This window comes from Nitrospira sp. ND1 (assembly GCF_900170025.1).
GTDB lineage: Bacteria > Nitrospirota > Nitrospiria > Nitrospirales > Nitrospiraceae > Nitrospira_A.
This window is the reverse complement of sequence record NZ_FWEX01000006.1, coordinates 3,362,775-3,383,998: the sequence shown is the minus strand read 5'-3', so window position 1 is coordinate 3,383,998 and position 21,224 is coordinate 3,362,775. Positions and strand designations below refer to the sequence as shown.

Sequence of the window (21,224 nt, the reverse complement as noted above, 5' to 3'; positions counted from 1 at the left end):
CGATCAATCCGCCCACCACCCATCCACCCATCACATCCGTCAGGTAATGGGCCCCGATGTAGACGCGCGAAATGCCAATGGCCGCCACAAGCGGCCAGCCGATCCAGCCCGATTTTGGATAGAGCACCTGGAAGAACGCCGCCGCCGCCGCGGTATTGGCCGCGTGATTGGAAGGAAAGGAAAAGGCCCCGCCGCAGCCCAGCAATTGATGCACATCCGCAAGCGTCACACAGGGACGTGGACGCTGCACAAGCCCCTTGAGTTGCGTGCCCAACGCATCCGCCGCACCGATCACGCCGGCCAACGCCGCCGCTCCGATCAGACATTCCCGCTGGTTCTTCCAGAACCAATAGGCCGCAGCGAGCAGAATGGGATACAGCAGATTGCCCGGTTTGGCCAATTCGACCATCACCCAATCCAGCAGACTCGACCGACCGGCCACGCCGTTGATGCTGTGAAAGAGAGTCTCGTCCAAACCCATGCCCGCGACGATAAAGGGTCGGAAGGGATCAGTCAAATGGTTCGTGCGGCAGTAGCGGGTGAAGAAGGTGCGGGTCCTGTCGCCGGTCCAGCCCGTGGCTGGTCGCGCTCCCCGGCCACCTCACCGACTCGGCGGCACACACAGACTTGGCGCTCTTTTATTCATCGCGCCGTGTGCCCCATCCCCCGGTGGAGCCCTTACGCCTCGGGCGATCGGGCACCCAGTTCCAGCACCACCCGCCCACCAATCAGAGCTCAGGCGCTGAGCCACGCCTGGTATGCCAGAGGGCAAGCACCTCAACCACCATTGGTTCAGCAATCACACGGTAGGAGATAGTAATGAATGCGGGTGAGATGAATGCGGCGAACCCCGGTCAGCCTAGCGTTGCGGGCTCGTGCTCCGATGGTCGGCTGGGATGAAAGAAGTTGGATCGCACGTTCCAGCTCAACCGTAAAGCCATCAGCAGCCTTTGGTCGATTAACGACCCACCATTCGGCAGCTTCTTGAATGGCCCGGGCGGCGCTCCGGACGATACGGACAGGGACTGGGCCGCTCACGATCGAGGGATCTGCTTGAGGACTTTCGAGGCGTCGGTTGTCTCACCTCGCTCCGCCTCCGCAATCGCAGCGAGTAGCTGAACCTCTTCTTCCGGTCGCAATTCGAAGGTTTCGTCACCCTCCGGAGCCAACACCGTCACAATCGCCCCTTCCGGCAGGCTTTTCTCGTCAAGTTTGATTATCCCACCGAGAACTTTTCCAGTGGTGATTAGCATAGCGGCATCCTACCATTTCATGCTGTGATCGTCCAACAGCGGATGGGAAGTGTGTGGCTGTACGCTCCCCGATCACAATCAATGCAGAGCTTCCTTCTGACGTTAGGCTCGACAGAGGGTGGGAAGGTGAAAGCGATCGACGACACGCACCAGCACATCGAGAAACCTCTGCCGGTCCCGGTCATCGAGCACGATGGTGTGCCGGGCGTTCCCGCGGACGATGACGTGGTACAGCGCCCCGGAAATTTCAGGAGAAACATTCGGGGCATGCTGCCCAATCCGACTCAGCGGCACGCACACTGCAAGATCTGAGGTGGCCCCGGAATAACAGACACGTGAATGAGGCACCACTCTCCTGTTGCTCGAACTCCTCCGGCTTCGATAGCCCAGCGCTTGATGGAACCGCTCACGGTTATGGAATCGTTCGATGTACTCCGTGATGGCGAACTGGGCCTCGGCCTGACTCTGGACGAAGAAAAGGGGACGAAGAAAAGGGGTCGGGAGTCTTTATTGGACCATCGTTTTGCGGCTCCGGCACCCGCAGCTTTGAATTCTGGACCGGCAACCTCGTCATTCACACGATCAGGTTGCCAGAATCGCTCGTCAAACAATGACTCTCGACCCCTTTCTTTCCGCGATCTCACCGGCTATTACAAACTCTACGCAGCGAAGAAATCGATCCGTATCGTGTACCGGATCATCGACCAAAAGATCCTGGTCGAAGTCGTCGCCATTGGAAAGCGCGAAGATCTCGCGGTCTATCAGGAAGCACTCAAGCGATTCACACACCAGGACCGATAGAACTGTTCCTCCGGGCCTGCATGCGGCCATCAGTCTCTCCCTCATCCCCCTACCGCCTCTCGCATATCCACGGCGTCTCGAATCGCTCACGTTCAGCCAGATCAGGTACAGGGTCTTAGCCTCCATTCCTGTTCCCTTACATTTCGTCCATGTCACGAGCCTGGGCGGCCCTGCCAGCCTCTCGCCAGAGCGGCGCAACTGACGTACAATCCGACCCGTCACAACGAGGAGGGATGTCCCATGACCATAGGAACGTGTGCGCCGCGTGTCGGGCTTCTGGTTGCGCTGGGAGCCGCGCTGCTGCTGCCGGCCTCCACGCCGTGGGCCGGGACGGGCGCCGTGCGACCGGGAAGCGGCTACACCATCGCCGGCCATCCGTTGGATGACCGCGACCCGCAATACACGGTGAACGACTATCGCACCTATGTCATCGCCGGCTGCGTGCCGAAGCATCTGCCGATTAAGGGGCCCGTCGGTTCCGTGTGGGTGGCCTGTAACGATTTGGATTACGCGAAGGACAAGGTGGTCGAAAGCCGGTTCGTGTCCTGCTTGGAGATGTTTACCGACGGCGTGCTGCAAGGGCTGTTTATCAAAGAGGTGAACAACCGCACGTGGGAATCGTTCCGGTTTTCCTGCCGGGAATTGCAGGCCGACGGCACGGTCGGGTCCCGTTGGGAGAAGAGCCCGTTTCTCTTTAATTACGAAAAAGAGGGCGACTTGTTCGAGACCACGGTGCCGACAAACCGCCTTTCCATTGGCCTGTACGAGGTCTACAACAAGCTTCAACTTCGGGAAAGTCTCCTGCAAGTGGGGCTGGAACATGCCACCGCGGAGGATATCTACGAGAACGGGTCGAAGGGAAAAGATCCGCAATCCATCCAGGTCAGTCCCAGGGTGCCGGATGCGTTCGGGCTGGGGGGCATCGCGGGCACGCACAAATGGGAATGTCCTCCGGGGATGGTGGTGACCGGCGCCGCCATCGGCCACGTGCCCGATAACAAGGGAAAACACACCCGGCCGGTCTATCTCCTCATGGAGTGCCGGAAACTCTTTCACGGGTAGGGAAAAATCGAAAGAGGAAATGGGGCGGGGAATCGAAATGGCGCCAGGAATCTTTCCAGGTTACGTAAGGACTGTTCCATTACATACTTGCACCCGTCACCGGTCGACGAGATGCGGGAGCCACAAAGTTCGCTCTGACGGTCCTCAATGCACGGATTCGAACGAGAAAATGATGTCGGGAGCCCTTACAACGATTTTGTGGGTTTCATACGGTTGTTAGACCATACGCTATCGAAGCAAATATTTGTCTGCAGTTTCCCCGACAGCACTCAAAATATCGGAAGGCAAATCCGACTGGAGCAGACTTTCGATCAAATCTTCGGCGAACACAGTGCGGATCAGTGGCCTGTAGTTCTCGGATACAACCTCAGAGGTAAACCACTCCGCCACTGCAGCAACCGCCCTATTCTGCCGCGGCATGATGAACACCACCTGATCACGATCTGTAGCGGCATACGAAGCGTTTCTGAGGAGTTGGTACATCTTGAAGAAATGCGGAATCGCCAAGGCAGAGGCACTTACCTTTGCAGCAAGCCTTGGCAGGTAGATGACCTCGCGGCGACGGCGTTGCGTCTCGGAGTCGGAAACTGCCCCAAACTCCGACTCGGTTAATTTCACCTCGATGAAGACGCGGCGGTGTCCCCCGAGTTGTAGCACTACGTCAAAGTTCGTGAGCTCGGCGTGATCTACGATTTCCTCAAAATTCCAGTCCTCGACTACTCCCGCAGTAACGCCTAATGCCCGAAGAAGCGACGCGTGAGCGTCACGAGCGTGCAGCAGTGGGAAGAAGAGGTTTATGGCGAATGCCTGGGACGAGTTCAGATGGTGAAAATCCCGATGCCGCTTCACACCTCTTGCCTTGGGACTCGCAGCCCAGAGCGCTCGAACACCGCTTACGAGGTTAAGCTCAGCCTTGTCGGAAGGAAGTATATGCGGATAGGGCTTATTATTACGGAACCAGACGCCGTCTTCATGAACTCCGAGGACCACGTTCTTATATGTCTCGAGGTGAGCTAGGAGAGTTGTCTTGTAGTCGTTCATAGCGGAGATGCTACCAGGAAGCTCTTCTATGGCCCCACGATTCAGCGGCTGACTCCACGGGGATCATCCACCGCAACCAGTCCTTAGCCACCCACGTTCGAAAGAAGCGTTCCGAGAAGGAAGGCGGCAACCGCCGCTGCGAAGACCTGCCAGCGATTATTCAAACCCAGGATTTGGAAAGTCCCACCAAACACACCAGCCACGAAGAGAAGATAACCCAAGTTCGCGATGCCGTAGCCGACCACCATGGCTGCACCAGCTGGGGTAGCGGTACCGACGTAGACGATAGCCGTAATCGGGTACAGCAGCCCCAGTGCACTCGGCCACGGGAAGCTACCACCTAAAATCCCCATGAACTCGCGCATCTTCGGCTGATCGTATGCGCTGTATGCGTAGTTCATGACAACGATGTTGAAGAGGTTGAAAGCGGCCTCATCATCCGTTTCAAGGTCGAGAGGTCGAAGGACTGTCCGCGCATCGGCAATTATGTCGTCGAAGACTTCTGATGTGTCTCGCTCCCAGAATTCTTGATCATAAACATGGGCATTCCACCGGTCGATGAATCCTTCGGCAACGCCTCGCGCGACTTCTGGAAGCAGGTTGATGGTCGCTTGAAGTCCGTCGATTCGCCTACGCTGGCTCTGACGCCGTAGGTGATGCTGAACGAGTTCGCGGAGGCGCGTTCCCGCAAACTGGGCTCTCAGATCTGGCAGATTGATTGATTGCATTGAGTCGCTTTGCCGTGGTGGCTACTCGCTGGCCATGGCTAACAGTTCGCGCGCGTGCGCCTTCCGCTCCGGTTCAGCGGCCACGCGCTCAGCGGGACGTCTGCCGCAGCCGGTTCTTAGACATGCGGTTGCATTGCGGTTCATGCCGTCGTAGCCGTAGATGGACTCTCTACGAAGTCCTCACCCATCATCATCTTATAATGGGCGCTGTGCCCTGACTTATCGAAAATCGCCCTGAAAACTTTCAGGTAGGATTCTACCATCGTGTTATCAATCGAAACGTAGAGGTCGTCGTGCGCATAATGTGATCCGTCATTCACCCACGAGCAGAGTGACTTACAGACTATTCTCTCGTTCGCGTCGAACATCGCGCAGAGATCGTCAAGATCAATGCCGCCCAGTATTTTAAAGTAATTCTCCAAGATGCGCCGCAGCGTGTTTTGAATGGCCAAATTTGAGCGATCAGGTTTGCGAACCTCAGCCCATAGCAAGTCGTACGACGTTTTGATTGGGTTGGTCTGGTGCTTATCGATCTTCGAGACCAGCCCGGACTTGCGGACAATCCAAAACGTCTTTTGTTTCGGTGATGCACCCTTCTCCTTTGGTGGAGTATAGGTGACCTCCTTGTGGAAGTAGACGTTGTGCGTGAAAACGAAGATCTGCTTGATGTGCCCGGTTCCATCACGCACCTCGTCAAACAGCCCTTTGATGAGACTGCCGACAATGAAGAGAATGTCGCTGTCGAGGCTGGAAACCGGATCATCGAAGACCACGATTCGGTCAGTTGTCATCCCGCTGTCTGAGTCGCTACCTCTAAGCAGGTGGTAGAAATAGAGGAAGGTAACGAAGGTCTTCTCGCCCTCGCTCAAAGTCGCCTTGGCATCGGAATCATCCGAGCGCACCAGCTTGTAGGATATCCCACTTGCCGCTTTCGCGAGCTTAAAGCCTTGGAAGCCAAAGGACGATAGCAGACTGTTTATGCCGTCAATCGTCGGCTGGATACTTGTCGTTTGCTTTTCCAGCTCGCGAATCTCAGATGCCTTTTTCTCCCTATCAGTTATCGCTGCTTTAATCTGCGTCGTCATTGCTGCGATGGCTTTGTCCAAGTCATTTTTCGCAGCCATGAACAAAGCGAGATCTGTTTTCAGTACTTCAAGAACGAACTTCCATATTTGTGCGGTAAGCGTCGCACGCTCGGTCGCAAGGTTCTCGACCATGTTGTTGTGCGCAGCCACTTTAGTGTTGGCCGCGGCAATCAGGGCCTCAATCGCCGTGCAGACATTGCTCAGAGATTTCAACTCGACTACCTGGCTCGGCTCCTTTTTCTTTCCGTCAAGGCGCTGGTTGTTCAGTGTGACTTTCGCGTCAAGTAGATCCTTCTCTGCCTTCAGCTTCTCGACATCGAGTAACTTGGACGGTGACGCAATGATTCCGGCAAGTTGTTGCTGAATCCGGGCTGCTTCGGTGGCGTAGTTCGTGGTGAGGTCGTCGATCGCCTTGCTGTCCGTCACAAAGGTCTCGTCAAAATACTCATTCAAACTTCGCGCAAATGCATCGGACGTCTTTTTCTGGCAGAACGGACACACTCCATCATTTACGTCGTAGAATTCCCGGCCTTCTCGAACCCAGTCGCTGTTCCCGAGCTTCTTAATCATTGCAGCGATATCGACGTCGTCCTTGCCGATGACCCGCTTCTTCAGAATTGGGTCAGTTTCATGCATGAGGAGTTTGGTCGTATCGATAGCGGGAATTGATGCCTCCCTCGTGGGTGTTGGTCCGAAGACGCTTTCCGATTTCTTCTCCAACTCTGCCAAGGTGAAGAGTGCCGCTGTATTCGACGCTTGATCCTGAAGCACTTTGCTTTTGAACTTTTCCGAATTGTTCCGATACCCCTCGAATCCGCCATACAGTTTCTTGTCGTGCTTCTGCTTTTGCGCCCAACACTTGGTTCTCAATTCATCCTCAAGCATTGCCAGCGCCCCCTTCTTTCCACCGTTCCCATCCGCGCCCTGTAGTCCCTGAGTGAGGTTTTCTATCCTGGCCGTAAGCTTGTCGAGTTCGCCCTTTGCTGCGGCGATCTTTGCTAGGGTATCGAGTTGCTTCTCGCCCAGCGTAAAGACCCCTTTCAGCTCTGGTGACTGGTTGAAATTCCGTTCCACAAAGTCATGGTTGTAGACGAACGGTTGGAGTTTAGTTCCTGCTTTCCATGTCACCTTGCACGTAGGAAACTTCGCTTCATCTGCGATGACCCGACCGATAGTGGTTTTTCCGGTGCCATTCGAACCGAATAGAAAGTTGAACTTAGAAAGACCATTGAGTTGCTCGGGCGTCGTGTCGTAGGTTGCCAGGCTGGAAATGGTGATGGATTCAATCATGCGCTATGTGTCCCTAGGTCCCGCCCTTGAATCCGCTCAACTAGGTTTCATGCGATCGTGTCAATTCCTGTCCGCACAACACACCAGGACGTCGCCCCATGATTGAAGGACTACGGAAGCTTCCATTCTGGTCTGATCCGAATCGGCTCTGACAGTGCGCCCATTCCTATCCCTTCCAACGCCTGTGAGAAGCAGGAACAGAGGCTGCGGATTTTCCGCCGAGCTTGCGGTCCTGTCAAGCAGGACGGAAACGTACCCTGCGCTGCCCCGAACGCTGCCCGACTCGCCACGACTCGGAAGTTGTCACATAACTAGGGCTCCTCCTAGGGTCGGCCCTGGCACTCAATGTGGTACTTCATTTCTGTACACATCGGGCGAACCCAGGAGGCTTCATATGATCACCACACGCTTGGCACTGATTCCCGGTTTGCTCCTCACCCTCGGCGGCTGTATGACGAATGCCACCGTCGAGTTGACGAAGGCGCCGTTCGACGCCACGACCCAACTCACCAACGGCACATCCGGAGCCACCAAAGAGTTCCTCGATCCGACGACCGAATTTACATCAAGCACGACGCCGGGCGCGCTCGCCGACGGCCGTCTGCTCAGGGCCAAACAAAAGGCCACCGTCTTCGCGATGCATACCCACGAAAATCTCCGCGCAGACATCGCCCGCGGCCAGGGGGAATATCTTGCGTCGTTGGCTGCCCTCACCGGCGTCTCCATCGATCACTGGACGGACCTTCAGAACAGCATGAGAAATTCTTATCCTGATCTTTTCAATGAGCAGATCTCACCGGCGCATTCCAGCGAGCAAATCGTCGAGATCGCCTGGGCACGCGGGTACGGGATGCAGGTAGCTGCGGATCGATAGTTCTCCCGGCCACGCAGGCCGGCATGACCAGGCCGACCCGTGATGCCGTTCACGTCTCCGGCCATACCCGAGAGGCTATCCCATCTGCTGCAGAGTTCTGAAATGAATCCGCACGGTGAGTTCACTGTCGACGGGATCGTCGCCGCTCATCTGCTGGAGGAGGATCCGATTGCCAGGCGCGATCATGCTTGCGAAGGTCGGTCCCCGATGCTGGGTCGGCTCCGGCCCCGGGACCATCACTTTGCTGTCCTTGGGGACGAGACCGCGGGGCTTCTTCCATTTGACAGTGGGCTTGCCCTCGCACGACGAGGAAATGGCAGGCTAAGGCATCGTCTTGGGAACGGGCTCTTCCAGCACCTCAATGGTGTCGGCATCCGGCACAGGGCCAGCCTCGTGCATCGCCGCATTCCCCTACCGCCGCTCCGGCCATAGCGGGCGCCGGACAGGGAGCCATCTCAAGCATGGCACCGCTTGGGTCACGCACTTCACTGATTATCCCCTGTCGAATCGAATGTCGCTTACGGTTACGGCTGAGCTACGCTCAAGGCGCCTCACAGGCTCGCGCATCGTGCTGAGCCGCAACGTCGCCCTACGGTTTCAACTCCTGCCACCGCCAGCAAGCCCCTCGACATCCCAACAACGAAACAGCCCGTCCTTCATCAGGCGTACCAACTTGCGACACGTGCAGGTAATGCACGTATTATCCACCGGATAACCAATTGACAGATTGAGGCGGCGGGAGTACGTTCCGAGCGCTCGCAATGAGCGAGTATCGTGAACAGCCGGTTGTCGACGCACGCCACGTGCGTGAACCATCGGCATGATTTACCCCATCGCATACGTAGCGACATGACGGTTGGTATCGGAAAACAGCTCTTCGAAAAGATACAGGAGTACCCTCTCCCCAAACAGACGGGCGTCAGGGACTATCTCTTCTACTTCGTCCCCTCGAGCGACGGTTACGGGAAGGGGGCACGGGCATTTTTCAACAAGTTCTATCCGAATCACATCGGAAAAGATACGCGCAGTCTCCAGGATGTCGTCGAGACCCTGCATGCAGAAGTGACCACCCGCGGTGTCCGACACATTCGGGAGGTCGTCCTCGTGGCGCACGGCACTGCGCAAGGTCTGATCACGCCGCTCCTGAACAACCTCTCCTCCGAGGCGATGCAGGAGTTCAGATACCTCACGGCTTTCTCGCTGGCGTGCCTGCAACAAGATTTTCTCGCCGGGAAATTCCCAGACTTTCAAGCGAAACGGAAGACGATCCTGGCTCACCTGCAAAACGATTCCTGGGTCACGGTCCGGGCGTGTAATTTCGGCCAGTCCAGGGAAGGGCTGTACGCTTTGCATTCGTTCTGGGGGGGCAAACCTAACGTCTATGCCCCCACGGACTATCAGTTCTTCGGCTCGCACCCGATCATGGAGGACATGCGGTTCAAAACCAGACTGGAGGTGCATGCCCACCTGGTGAAACAGCGCTTTCTGCCGAGGGACATGCACAGCCCGGAGCGGAAAGACGCGATTGTTCGCGCACTATCCGATCCGGCCGGTTTCTCCGAGCCGTTCGCCTTGGCCTCCATGCCCATCGACGCCCCCGAGCCGGAGGAAGCCCAACGATATGAAGCACTGATCGATGCGTTGGACGGCAGACGAGTTCCCCCTTCCATCCGATCTACCTTTGCCGCACAGGGCTTTCCGCTCACGAACCGGTTGCGTGTCTTCGTCATCGAACGAAACAGCGCGTGGCTCTTGAAGGACGTGCTCGCGCACGAAGGCGCAGACTACAAAATCGAATATCGCGTGTATGAGGAAGTCTCCCTCACCGAGCCGGGGAATCGCCGGCGAGCCAAACTGTGGGCCGAGGCCAAACTTGTCGCCACTCCCAGCGCGCACGAGTACTTCCCGCTCCAGCTGTTTTTCTATCAGGGCGATCACGACCTTTGGCGAGGCCGGCTGTTCACCTTGGCCTTCCACACCGAAGATGTCGAGGCCGACCCCAAGGACAAACAAAAATTCGACGCGGTCATGACCCTCCTCAACGCCAAGCGCTTCAGCGACGGGTCGGGAACCGGCGTGGACATTCGGGCGGAATTCCAAAAGGAGCAGAATATCGAACTCTCCGGCACTGCCACGATCACACTGCTCTCAGGGCCTGACTCGTTTCGCCGAATCACCTGGTCTATCCGAGACCAGCAGGCCTATCTCGTGAAGCTGGAACACCCCTCGTCCTCGAACGGCATCGCCACCCACACCCTCACCGTCTACGAGCATCCCGACCGAACCTCTCAGCTTACACGCGAATATGAACTCATGTCGTTTCTCGGGATCTCTCCGGATACCCCCGGCACTGAACTGGCAGCCTACTTGGATCGCCTCAGCCTCGATGAACTGGCAGCCGTGATCGATCACACGCGCGCGACGTACAAACCTACTTACGCCCTGTACCTTCACCATGCCCAGCAAGCGCTGCGACGCAAAAAGGGATTCGGCGAATGGTTGCGACAACGGGAACCCGATTTTGCATCTGCCGTGCTCCCGAGCGGCATGTCCTACTCCGAGCTCTCCTTATCGGAACGAGAGGACAAGCGGGCGATCGCATACGATTTCGAGTTCAACGGAAGCTGGCACGAAGTGAAGTCGGCGGATCCTCCGGCCACACCGGCGCAGAATGATCTGTTTGCCGAAGAGCGCCTCGGCCCGAAATTCAGGATCCCGGAGGAGGCCCTGGTCCAGCGCACGAACCTACCGAACTTGGAGCCCGACTCGCCGTATACGGATCTCGAAGAGCTGCGCACCCTGGAGCGAATCGGATTCGCACCGTTCTTCTCCGTCGAGAAACACACCTTCGACCCTGTGAAGGAGAAGGACGGGCTCAGTTGCGAGGAATTCGCGGCGGTGATTGCAAAATGGAAAGAAGTGGCTCATCTGACGCCCGATGAGATCCGCGCCATCCTCGACGCCCAGCGCACGAGCACAGGGGAGTCCTACCTCGATGTGATTCAGCAGCTGGGTAGCCACTACAGTCTGCTCCGGAACATGGGCAAGCTGGTCGAACTGTTCAAGCTGCCGCCTATTCCGGTGACGACCTACAGCATCTCCAAAGAGGTCGCCAAGCACGTCGTCAAACGTGTGCCGCTTCTCGCGCGGATCGCGCTGCTGAGCGCCCTGTTCGAAGTGGCCTTCGTTTTCGAAATTCCTTTCAAAATGTGGATGAAGTTCCTTGAAGCGCAGGAGGATGCCGCCCGCGCCTGGGAGAATAAGGCGAAGCTGACTGCGGTGCGGCAGTGGTTGTCCGAACTCTTGGATCTCACCTACCTTCACGAAAGCGACTTCCCCGATCGCATCGACATCGACATTTCGACTCCCGTCTCGGCCGAACCCTACTATATCGGCCGCTACTATGCGCAACAGGTCAACGATCACGGACGCTATTTCCGGGCGATCTTCGCGCCGGAGGCCATGAAACGTGGATACGACAAAGGCGCCGAATTGATGCCGGCGGTGGGAACGGAGATACTCCGTCAAGCCGACGAGGCCATCGGGGATGTGCTGCAGGGGATGGAACTCGACAGTTGCAAAATCTCCGTGCTCAACGACGCCGGGTTCATTGACCTGACGAAACTCAAGGCGTTGGTCGTCCGCCAGTTGACCAGAGCCTTGCTCGATCAATTGCCCAAAGTGTAGGCAGGAAATCCGTCTTCTTATGACCAACCAACTCACAGCCCTCTACCTTTCCCTGAAACGGGTCATCGACCCGCTGCGCTCGCGGCTGTCCAGCCTGGAGGGAATGGAATTCCTGTTCCATCGCTACGGATGGCGAATCACGCTGGACGACCTCGTCTTTGCGAAGATCAACGACCTGCTCCAGATTCAGGCGCCCATCGAACAATTCCTTGAACTGGCCGAACGATTGGAATCCGCCTTGGAGGCCGACCCGGAAACCTCCCTTGGGATCGAGGACGGTGCAGACATTGCCCGATCAGCCACCAGGCTCGTCCGTGCGCTCGCCGATTTCAAACTGTCCGCCCTGGCGGACTTGCCCGCGCCATTGGCTGACCAAGAATTTTGGAGGAGCATAGGAGATCACCTCCTGGATGATCTCCTGGAAGAGTATCTTCGCCTGTACCACCCCGTGGCCTATGGAGGACTGCATTTCTGGGGCATCATCCGGTACGAACCCACCGAGCCGAACGGGCCGTTTCGCAAGCCCTATGACAGGATTCGTATCGAGTGGGAGCAGTTGCTCGAGACAGTGAAAAATCCCCTGGATGCCCTGACACGGGCCTACCGATGGAATGATCGCGCCCATCCCTTCGAGCACCGACGGCTGTTGGAGGCGGCGGCCAGGACGTTGCGTGCCTTCGGAGTTCCCGCAGCGCTTATGGTTCCCGACCAACGGCGCCACGTTGCCGAGCCGCCGGAGCGACGAGACCGCATTCTTCGTAATTCGGACGCTCTGCGAACTCGCTGGTGTTACGGTTATTCCACCAGCGACCGGATTTTGTATGAAATCGGATGCGACGTCTTCCCGGCCGCATCGACGGATCAGCCAGCGGTATCGGGCTTGGTCTTCATGCCGATCCTGCGGGGAGGAACCGGACGGACACTCTCGCTCGGTGAGCACTTGCGGTTGCGTTGGAATGTCGACGCAGCCATCGGCGACCTGATCAGCATCGCATGCTTTCCGAACCATATCGGTTTCATAGGTGGAGAGGCGGCCCTCGACACCGTCGTCGAAATCACGAGCGCAGGGACAACACCGCGGTACCTGCTCGGTAACGCCCGCACCTCGCGCATTGAACTGCGCGGGTTCGTCCTGCAGGCCTCGCTCCATGGTTCGGCCGACGATCCTGAGTTCGCCGCACGCTTCACGGCCGCGGGGACGGAGGGGCAGCCGGGCTGCAAGATTGTCCTGTCCTTGGGCGAGGCCGACGGCTTCCTGCAAAGTACACTGCCGCAACGGACGATTGAACTCTCCTGCTCCCCGGAGATTGCCTGGTCCAGCAAGACTGGCCTGACGTTTGGTGGAAGACCGACTATCGCCTTCGACCTTCCGCTACAGACGCGAGTCGGCCCCTTTACCGTAACCCAAGTCACGGTTGCCGTCACCAACAGGCCTCCTCGGGCAGGGGCAACGAGCTTCGCCTGCGAGGTTGGAGCCGACATCCGCGGGTCGCTCGGGCCGGTCGATGTGGTAGTGCAGAACCTGGGCTGCGCCTGCATGGTCACGGCCTACGGCCGTGAGGCCCTCTTGGCCCTTCCACAGGACAGTGACGGACCGGCACTCGGCAACTTGGGAGTCGATCTCCGCTTCAAGCCTCCGACCGGCCTCGGCCTGGCGATAACGACGGCAGGGGTGACCGGCGGCGGGTTCCTGGGCTTCGATCCCCAACGGGCTGAATACAGCGGCATACTCCAACTGGAGTTGGCCGAGACCATTGCCATCAAGGCCCTAGGGCTCCTCACCACCAAGCTGCCCGACGGCAGCAAGGGCTTCTCGCTCGTGATTCTCTTGACCGCCGAAGGCTTCGCGCCGATTCCCGTGGGCTTGGGCTTCACCCTCACCGGCATCGGTGGATTGGTGGCGCTGCACCGGACCGTCCGTACCGACGTGCTGCGCGACGGGCTCAAGACCGGCACGCTCAACTCCATTCTGTTTCCATCTGATCCCCTCCGCAATGCCCCGCAGATCTTCAGCGACCTGCGCCGCGTCTTCCCGCCGACGGCCGGCCGCCATGTGGTCGGGCCGATGGTGCAACTGCGCTGGGGCACGCCGACCTTGCTCACGCTGGACCTGGCGCTACTGGTCGAACTCCCTTCACCGGTCCGGGTGGTGGTCTTAGGACGTCTGCAAGTGCTGTTACCGAGCCAAGCCCATCCGCTCGTGCAGATCCGGATGGATGCGCTGGGTGTGTTGGATGTTTCGGCCGAGACGGTGTCGTTGGATGCGACCTTGTATGATTCGAAGATTCTGCAATTCCCCCTGACCGGCGACATGGCGCTCCGCGCGGGCTGGGGGCGTCAGCCACAGTTCGTCTTGGCCATCGGCGGATTCCATCCGCGGTTTGCGCCGCCACCGGGATTGCCCGCCTTACAGCGGCTGGCGCTCCAGCTGGCCGATGGGGACTCGCTCCAGTTACGCTGCCAGGCCTATCTGGCGGTCACCTCCAACACGGTGCAGTTCGGCGCCCGGGTGGACTTGCATGCGGCCGGCGGCGGCTTCAGCTTCGACGGGATGCTCGGCTTCGATGCGATTCTTCAGTTGGCCCCCTTGGCGTTTGAGGTGGACGTCGGCGCCGCTTTGGCGCTGCGGTATCACGGCCGTCTGCTGATGGGGATCTCGTTCAAGGGACGGTTGGCGGGGCCGACGCCCTGGCAGGTGGCGGGCAAGGCCAAGATCAAGCTCCTGTTCTTCTCGGTCTCGGTGTCCTTCTCACGGACATTCGGCAGCCGGACGGCGCCCCCGCTGCCCGCGGCGGTCGATGTGGTGGGGCTGATCGCCGCGGCCCTGGCGGACCGGCGCAATTGGAGTAGCGCCGTGCCCCGCAACAGCAGCCCGGTGGTGACGTTCCGGGAGACGGCCCCTCCGGCCAACGGCCTGCGCGTGCATCCCTGGGCGGAGCTGACGCTACGGGAGCGGATCGCGCCGTTGAACCGACCACTCACGAAGTTGGGCACGGCGCCGCTGGTGGGCGGCCCCACGATGGTGACGGTCTCGCTCACCGATCGCGCGGGCGCACAGCCCTGGCGCACGACGCCGGTCCACGAGCCCTTCGCGCTGGCGCAGTATGAAGATTTGCGCGAGGACGAGCAGTTGGCGCAACCGGCGTTTGTCCCGCTCCAGGGTGGCCTCACGGTCGCGGCTGACGATCTCGCGGTGGACGATGACGCCGGGCTCGCCACGCCGATTGCTTATGAAACGCTCCTGATTGATCCGACTCGGCCACCGGAGCGACCTAAGCCGGGCTATGTGCTCTCGGCGGCGGTGTTGGCCCGGGTGGCTCCCTTCGGCGCCGCCGGCCAGGCCCCGGCCCGCCGACGGCGACGGGGGAAGACGGCGGTGCTCGCATAGCATGGGACGGTGAAGACTCCGGCATCGCAATGCACGTATTTTCCACGGAGAGAAATTTGACAGTCATTCACGAGCGGAGTACGTTCGGCTCCTCCTGCAGGAGCGGTTGCGTCCCTGTGTAGCCTCGCGGTGCGAGGCGAGGTGTTTCATCAATCCAGCGGTACAACTATCGCCCTAGACGATCTACGCCCCCATGCCGATTACCGGGATCAAATGGAAACGCAGTCGAGAGTACGACATCCACTTGCTGCGTGGAAGAACCTTACCTGCCCTCCTCAGTGCGATCGATGTCGAACTCCCCGACGGGTCGACGCAAGACGCAACCGCATATCTGGCTGCCAACGCCGACGTCACCATCAACTTTCAACCCTCATTTCGGAACGTGCTCGACCTCACCGTCGCGCCGCCGACCTGCTCCGGCTTCGGAATCACGATCAACAATGATAACGGGGAAATCCGTGTGCCCGCGCCTCCCGGCCCAGCCACGACGATTCATAATTTTCTCCTGCACGCCACGGCAGAAGATTCGAGCGACGACAAGGAATACCGCATCAGCGTCCGGATTCATCTTCATAACCGCGTGACCTCAACCTGGCTGACACCTCCGATCCTGACCTTGCGACCGGACGGGCCGACCTTGCCGCAAACCACATTCAGGCGTTTCACGGTCCGCGCACAGTTCGATGACAATACCGTCGGTGACCTCACCAATCACCCCGGACTGGCGTGGGGTCCCCTCGCCAACGTGGAACCATCAGGTCGATTGATCATTTCGGTCGGGAATGGCCCGAGCGACCCGGCCGTGGAGATCACGGCCACGCTGCCGGCCGACCTGCGGGATCCTGCGCATCCTGCGCCACCGGAGATCAGGGCGAGCGGTCACATTCGCTTCGCATCTGACTGGGCGGTGGAACCCACCATTCGAACCGAGACCGTGCAAATCCAGGACACCTGGCCGGGTACGATCAACCCGGAACTCGTCCCCAATTTTCTCTTCTTGTGCGACGGCTACACCACCGACGACAAACCGCAATTTGAATCCCAAATCAGGAGCCTGTTGGGGCTTATGAAGAAAAGCCGGCTGACGCGGCCCTTCGACCTCCTCTCCACATCGATGAATTATTTTCAGGCCTTCGTGCCCTCCAGCCATCATGGCGTTTCGGTGCTCTGCGAGGTCTATCCGTCGCAACAGGATAACGGCAACGTACGGACCAACGACGACGACACGGTGGATCTCTACTGCGTTCCCGATCCGGAAGATCCATCGGCAGGAGAACGCTGGGGACTCAGCAATCTCCTTTTCAGGCTCGGGCTTCCCATTCCCGGTCAGGGCCTCGATAGGCCGGTGAAGGAAATCCGCGACTACTGGGACAGCATCCTCGACGACGTGCCGCATGACAGGATTGCAAATGAGACCGTACGACGCTGGCAAAAATTGGCGAGGCGAACGTTTCTTGAGGAAAGTGATTCAACCCTCGGATTGGCCTACGGCGACTACCCGAATGTCACAGACGAAAGCGACAATCGCGAAATCGGTTTTCATCCACGACGCATGTCTCGCGCGCGGCTGGATCCGATCTTGAACCGTCTCCATGATGCCAAAGGAAATCCGATGGGTCAGCTCTGGGCCGACCGGCCGGACGGAACACGCCCCAACAGCTACCCGCTGATTTTTCTCTTCTCTTCCCTCAAATGGGATCGCGGGGTGAACTACGGCCGCGGGTACATCGCCATGAATGTTGAAGACCGGTATGAAATCCCTGCCAGACCCGTCTCGGGCAAACCGACCTATCGCATCGATCTCACCGGCCGCATAGCCAAAAAAATATCTCATGACCGCCTGATTCGGGGTTGCCACGAGGTGGCGCACTCGTTCGGCCTGGGCGACGAGTACAGCGAAAAGGGGACGTTGCCGCAGAGCCGCGAGATCGACCAGCATTACGGCAACCTCCAGAAACACAGCGACCTTCTCGACTCGTTCAACGACATCGACGGCGATCTCATCAAATGGCGCTGGCATCGCATCCGCAAAGCCACCGTCCTCATGGGCGTCATCAGCGAGGCCACGGCCGGCGTCTTCCGCATTCCGATTCCCTTAGGCCAAAGCCTGCAATTCAAGCAAGGCGACACGGTGCTCCTGCGCGCTCGACGGTACCCCAATCCATTACCGCGCGATCCGGATGTCAGCGAACAATTGCAGATCGTCGGCCTCGCAGATCCCGGAGGAGTTGCCGACCTCTCGAAGCCGCCAGGCCCGGACAACCCCCTGGGCGCAGCCATCCTGGTCTCCCCCAAAGCCGGCCACTCGTTTACCGCGGCCGATGCGGCGCGGTTCGGGTCCGGTTGCGTGCTGTACCTGCCCGTCCAAGCCTCGGAGTCGGCCCGATCGGACGACTATCCCTTCGCCGAATTGATCGCCCTGAACGTCAAGGACCACATCACGGACAGAGGTTGCGCACTCAACCAAGACCCCGACAGCGACGAGATCTGTGTGCCGGATAAGAACAACATTCAAAAGCCGAAGAAACTCGACATCGATTTCCCACGCTGTTTCAAACACAAGAACCGGATCGTCGGATTGTTTACCGGCGGAAAAACATACCACTGCGGGGTCTATCACCCCACGGGCAACTGCATCATGCGCAACTCAGACAGTGACGGGAAGGAGTTCTGCCCCGTGTGCCGATACCTGTTGGTCGATATCATCGATCCGCACAAACATTTTTCCATCGATCTGGATTACGGCGAGATTTACCCGCAGACATGAGCACCACGGCCGGCACATTCGAACAGGTCGCGCGCGCCATGATCGACGCGTTGGCGCCGTTGCGCCGCGCCTTGGGCAGCACCGATGCGTTCCAGGCCTTCATGCTCCGCCTCGGTTGGGACACCGTCGCCGTCCCTCCGGCTTATACCCAATTGAGTACTGCGATTGCCGACGCGATACAGGCGGTCGAGGCCCTGCGAGACGATCCGACGGAGAACGAGATTCTGGTCCTGCTCGGCAAAGCCAAAGCCGCCTATCTCGCGATCAATCGAATCGATCAGGCGCCACCGGGCGTCGATGCGGGCACGTTTCTGAGTCAGATCGGCGAACGACTGTTCGAGATCCTGCTGACAGACTACCTCGCCGCCCAGCAACCGGCCCTGTTCAATCTGCTCTCGATCCTCAATGTAATCGAAACGGAGATCATTCCGGCCACGGCACATCAGCGCGGCCATATCCGGACGCACTTCCATTGGGCCAATATTCCCGACGTGATTCGCGATCCGTTGTCTCTGCCGCAAAAGGTGTACGGATGGGGCACGCAGGACTTGAAGTTTCCATTGCTGCTCCAGCACCTCAGCGAACTGTGCTTCGCATTCGGCTTTCCCGTTTTCATCGGCAAGGCAGAGGAATCCTTGGCCAACGGGTACGCAGGCCAGGACGTAGAACTCGATGAGGACTCACACTGGCTCAAGGTTCCGTTCTATTACATTACGATTGCCGACCGGGAACTCGAAGCCGCCATCAGTGTGGTGGAACTGAAGGGCAGCGGCACCACACTACCGGGCCTCGCCGTTCAACCCCACATCCCCAATGAATTCCCGCTTACCCTGCGCCTGGCGCCGACTATCGATCTTCGGGTGCGTGCCGGCACCAATGCCGCCTCCCAACTCGGCATCGTGCTCCGCCCCGGCGAAGCGTCGATCAAGTACCCCTTCCAACCAGGGACGACGCCTCCCTCTGCCGGCATCGGCATCGGGTTCGATTTCAAGCCCGCGTCGCCGACCCTGCTGTTCGGTGCACCGAACGCCACGCGCCTTGAGTTCCAAGGGGCATCGGTCGACCTCGGAGCCTCCTCCGTCGATAACGAACTGGATATTCAGCTGGCGGCTCAACTTAAGGGACTGACCCTCGTACTTCAGCCAGGCGAGGCCGACTCCTTCCTGCGCAACCTGCTCGGCGACGGCGAACGCCGGCTAACGATCCCGCTCGGCATTGAATGGACTCGGCGCAACGGTGTGCGCTTCGCAGGGAGCGAGGCATTCGAAACGTTCCTGCCTACGAATCTCTCGATCGGCCCCATCACGGTCGAAGGCATTGCGCTGCAACTCTTCGCGCCCACCGACCATTCCGCGGACCTGACCCTGGCAGTCGGGGCGCAGATCTCCGGAAAACTCGGCCCGGTATCGTTTGCTGTGGAAGGAATGGGGTTTCGCCTGCAAACGACCTTTGCCCCGGGCAATGTCGGTCCGTTCGATCTCGCCCTGGGCTTCAAGCCCCCGACCGGCTTGGGGCTGGCGATTGCCGCCCCAGGGGTCGTGGGCGGCGGGTATTTGGGCTTCGATCCCCAACGGGCCGAATACAGCGGCATGCTCCAGTTGGAACTGGCCGACCGCATCGCCCTCAAAGCCATCGGATTGCTCACTACGCGCCTGCCGGACGGCCGTAAGGGCTACTCCCTCTTGATCCTGATCACCGTCGAGGGTTTCACCCCGATTCCCTTGGGCCTGGGCTTCACCCTCACCGGCATCGGCGGCCTACTCGGCTTGCATCGCACCGTCTCCACGTCCACGCTCCGCGAGGGCCTCAAGACCGGCACGCTCAACTCCATTCTGTTTCCATCTGATCCGCTCCGGAATGCGCCGCAGATCTTCAGCGACCTCCGTCGCGTCTTCCCGCCGACGGCCGGCCGCCACGTCTTCGGCCCCATGGTGCAACTGCGCTGGGGCACGCCCACGCTCCTGACGCTCGAGCTCGCCCTCCTGGTCGAACTGCCTTCGCCTGTTCGCGTGGTGGTCTTGGGCCGCCTGCAAGTCCTGTTGCCGAACCAGACCCATCCGCTCGTGCAGATCCGCATGGATGCGCTGGGTGTGTTGGATGTGAGTGCCGAGACCGTCGCGTTGGATGCGACGCTCTATGACTCCCGCATTCTGCAATTCACCCTGACCGGCGACATGGCGTTGCGAGCGGGCTGGGGGCGTCAGCCACAGTTTGTGCTGGCCATCGGCGGGTTCCATCCGCGTTTTGCGCCCCCGCCGGGGCTGCCCGCGTTGCAGCGGCTGGCGCTCCAGCTCGCCGATGGGGACTCGCTCCAGTTGCGCTGCCAGGCCTATCTGGCGGTCACGTCCAATACGGTGCAGTTCGGCGCCCGGGTGGACCTGCATGCGGCCGGCGGCGGCTTCAGCTTCGACGGGATGCTCGGCTTCGATGCGATTCTTCAGTTGGCTCCCTTGGCGTTTGAGGTGGACGTCGGCGCCGCTTTGGCGCTGCGGTATCACGGCCGTCTGCTGATGGGGATCTCGTTCAAGGGCCGGTTGGCCGGGCCGACGCCCTGGCAGGTGGAGGGTAAGGCTTCGATCAAGTTGCTGTTCTTCTCGGTGTCGGTGTCCTTCTCGCGGACGTTCGGCAGCAAGACCGCGCCACCGCTGCCCGCCGCGGTGGATGTGATCAGTCTGATCGCGGCGGCCCTGGCCGACCGGCGCAATTGGAGTGGGACCGTGCCACGCAGTAGCGCCCCGGTCGTGACGTGCCGCGAGACGCCGCCCCCGGCCAACGGGCTGCGCGTGCATCCCTGGGCGGAGCTGACGCTGCGCGAGCGGATCGCCCCGCTCAACAAACACATCACAAAGCTGGGCACGGCGCCGCTGGTCGGCGGGCCCACGACGGTGACGGTCAGGGTGACGGATCGCGCCGGTGCGCAGCCCTGGCGCACGACGCCGGTTCAAGAGCCCTTCGCCCTGGCCCAATATGAAGACCTGCGCGAGGATGAGCAGTTGGCGCAACCGGCGTTTGTGCCACTCCAGGGCGGCCTCACGGTCGCGGCTGACGATCTCGCGGTGGACGATGACGCCGGGCTCGCCACGCCGATTGCTTATGAAACGCTCCTGATTGATCCGACTCGGCCACCGGAGCGACCTAAGCCGGGCTATGTGCTCTCGGCGGCGGTGCTGGCGCGAGTCGCCCCCTTCGGCGCCGCCGGCCAGGCCCCGGCTCGCAGACGACGGCGTACCACGGTACTCACGACGTAA

General features: G+C 59.6%; 15 protein-coding genes (1 of these 15 only partly in view). 7 read left to right on the top strand and 8 right to left on the bottom strand.

Annotated features, from left to right (window positions below; all coding sequences use genetic code 11):
- The 4 genes from NSND_RS20430 to NSND_RS20415 all read right to left on the bottom strand — a co-directional run.
- On the bottom strand, window positions 1-517 hold the 5' portion of the coding sequence (locus tag NSND_RS20430) for a phosphatase PAP2 family protein (RefSeq protein ID WP_143833644.1). The gene continues 101 nt to the left of window position 1, outside the view; the window shows 517 of its 618 coding nt (coding positions 1-517); the start codon lies at window positions 515-517; the stop codon falls past the left edge of the window.
- Between the two features lie 275 nt (window positions 518-792).
- Window positions 793-1,038 (bottom strand): type II toxin-antitoxin system RelE/ParE family toxin, encoded by a 246-nt coding sequence (locus tag NSND_RS22250; protein ID WP_159450920.1) that lies wholly within the window; start codon window positions 1,036-1,038, stop codon window positions 793-795.
- Window positions 1,035-1,253, bottom strand: coding sequence for a hypothetical protein (locus tag NSND_RS20420; RefSeq protein ID WP_080880746.1), 219 nt, complete (start codon window positions 1,251-1,253; stop codon window positions 1,035-1,037). The genes NSND_RS22250 and NSND_RS20420 overlap by 4 nt, the downstream gene beginning before the upstream one ends.
- Window positions 1,254-1,355: 102 nt before the next feature.
- The gene (locus NSND_RS20415) at window positions 1,356-1,601 is read right to left on the bottom strand and encodes a hypothetical protein (protein ID WP_080880745.1); all 246 of its coding nucleotides are present in this window, start codon (window positions 1,599-1,601) and stop codon (window positions 1,356-1,358) included.
- A 66-nt stretch (window positions 1,602-1,667) separates the two neighbouring features.
- Here NSND_RS20415 and NSND_RS20410 point away from each other — a divergent pair, with 66 nt between their 5' ends.
- Together NSND_RS20410 and NSND_RS20405 are read left to right on the top strand one after the other, a co-directional pair.
- Window positions 1,668-2,054, top strand: coding sequence for a type II toxin-antitoxin system RelE family toxin (locus NSND_RS20410; RefSeq protein WP_080880744.1), 387 nt, complete (start codon window positions 1,668-1,670; stop codon window positions 2,052-2,054).
- Between the two features lie 240 nt (window positions 2,055-2,294).
- Window positions 2,295-3,116 (top strand): hypothetical protein, encoded by an 822-nt coding sequence (locus NSND_RS20405; RefSeq protein WP_080880743.1) that lies wholly within the window; start codon window positions 2,295-2,297, stop codon window positions 3,114-3,116.
- A 228-nt stretch (window positions 3,117-3,344) separates the two neighbouring features.
- On the opposite strand, the gene NSND_RS20400 is transcribed toward NSND_RS20405, so the two are convergent.
- The 3 genes from NSND_RS20400 to NSND_RS20390 form a co-directional block, all read right to left on the bottom strand.
- A complete protein-coding gene (locus NSND_RS20400) occupies window positions 3,345-4,157 on the bottom strand; it encodes a PGN_0703 family putative restriction endonuclease (RefSeq protein WP_080880742.1) in 813 nt (270 codons plus the stop codon).
- Between the two features lie 83 nt (window positions 4,158-4,240).
- Window positions 4,241-4,885, bottom strand: a complete 645-nt coding sequence (locus tag NSND_RS20395) for a hypothetical protein (protein ID WP_080880741.1) — start codon at window positions 4,883-4,885, stop codon at window positions 4,241-4,243.
- A 140-nt stretch (window positions 4,886-5,025) separates the two neighbouring features.
- On the bottom strand, window positions 5,026-7,260 hold the full coding sequence (locus NSND_RS20390; protein WP_080880740.1) for an AAA family ATPase: 2,235 nt from the start codon (window positions 7,258-7,260) through the stop codon (window positions 5,026-5,028).
- A gap of 394 nt (window positions 7,261-7,654) precedes the next feature.
- On the opposite strand from NSND_RS20390, the gene NSND_RS20385 reads away from it, so the two are divergent.
- Entirely contained in the window at window positions 7,655-8,134 is a 480-nt protein-coding gene (locus NSND_RS20385) for a DUF3015 family protein (RefSeq protein WP_080880739.1), read from the top strand.
- A 75-nt stretch (window positions 8,135-8,209) separates the two neighbouring features.
- On the opposite strand, the gene NSND_RS21400 is transcribed toward NSND_RS20385, so the two are convergent.
- A complete protein-coding gene (locus NSND_RS21400) occupies window positions 8,210-8,374 on the bottom strand; it encodes a hypothetical protein (protein ID WP_159450919.1) in 165 nt (54 codons plus the stop codon).
- 609 nt (window positions 8,375-8,983) lie between these two features.
- Here NSND_RS21400 and NSND_RS20380 point away from each other — a divergent pair.
- The 4 genes from NSND_RS20380 (at window position 8,984) to NSND_RS20365 (ending at window position 21,224) form a co-directional block, all read left to right on the top strand.
- Window positions 8,984-11,821 (top strand): hypothetical protein, encoded by a 2,838-nt coding sequence (locus NSND_RS20380; RefSeq protein ID WP_080880738.1) that lies wholly within the window; start codon window positions 8,984-8,986, stop codon window positions 11,819-11,821.
- Between the two features lie 19 nt (window positions 11,822-11,840).
- Window positions 11,841-15,209: a DUF6603 domain-containing protein gene (locus NSND_RS20375; RefSeq protein WP_080880737.1), complete on the top strand. Its 3,369-nt coding sequence runs from the start codon at window positions 11,841-11,843 to the stop codon at window positions 15,207-15,209.
- A gap of 193 nt (window positions 15,210-15,402) precedes the next feature.
- Window positions 15,403-17,976: a M64 family metallopeptidase gene (locus NSND_RS20370; protein WP_080880736.1), complete on the top strand. Its 2,574-nt coding sequence runs from the start codon at window positions 15,403-15,405 to the stop codon at window positions 17,974-17,976.
- Window positions 17,973-21,224 carry a DUF6603 domain-containing protein gene (locus tag NSND_RS20365; protein WP_080880735.1) on the top strand — a complete coding sequence of 1,084 codons (3,252 nt, stop codon included), beginning with the start codon at window positions 17,973-17,975 and terminating at the stop codon, window positions 21,222-21,224. Before NSND_RS20370 ends, NSND_RS20365 begins: the two co-directional genes overlap by 4 nt.

Bases quoted from the DNA above. Each gene is read 5' to 3' on its own strand.
- NSND_RS20410 (WP_080880744.1), top strand. From the start codon at position 1,668: ATGGAATCGTTCGATGTACTCCGTGATGGCGAACTGGGCCTCGGCCTG.
- NSND_RS20395 (WP_080880741.1), bottom strand. From the start codon at position 4,885: ATGCAATCAATCAATCTGCCAGATCTGAGAGCCCAGTTTGCGGGAACG.
- NSND_RS20385 (WP_080880739.1), top strand. From the start codon at position 7,655: ATGATCACCACACGCTTGGCACTGATTCCCGGTTTGCTCCTCACCCTC.
- NSND_RS20420 (WP_080880746.1), bottom strand. From the start codon at position 1,253: ATGCTAATCACCACTGGAAAAGTTCTCGGTGGGATAATCAAACTTGAC.
- NSND_RS20365 (WP_080880735.1), top strand. From the start codon at position 17,973: ATGAGCACCACGGCCGGCACATTCGAACAGGTCGCGCGCGCCATGATC.
- NSND_RS20390 (WP_080880740.1), bottom strand. From the start codon at position 7,260: ATGATTGAATCCATCACCATTTCCAGCCTGGCAACCTACGACACGACG.
- NSND_RS20405 (WP_080880743.1), top strand. From the start codon at position 2,295: ATGACCATAGGAACGTGTGCGCCGCGTGTCGGGCTTCTGGTTGCGCTG.
- NSND_RS20400 (WP_080880742.1), bottom strand. From the start codon at position 4,157: ATGAACGACTACAAGACAACTCTCCTAGCTCACCTCGAGACATATAAG.
- NSND_RS20380 (WP_080880738.1), top strand. From the start codon at position 8,984: ATGACGGTTGGTATCGGAAAACAGCTCTTCGAAAAGATACAGGAGTAC.
- NSND_RS20375 (WP_080880737.1), top strand. From the start codon at position 11,841: ATGACCAACCAACTCACAGCCCTCTACCTTTCCCTGAAACGGGTCATC.
- NSND_RS20370 (WP_080880736.1), top strand. From the start codon at position 15,403: ATGCCGATTACCGGGATCAAATGGAAACGCAGTCGAGAGTACGACATC.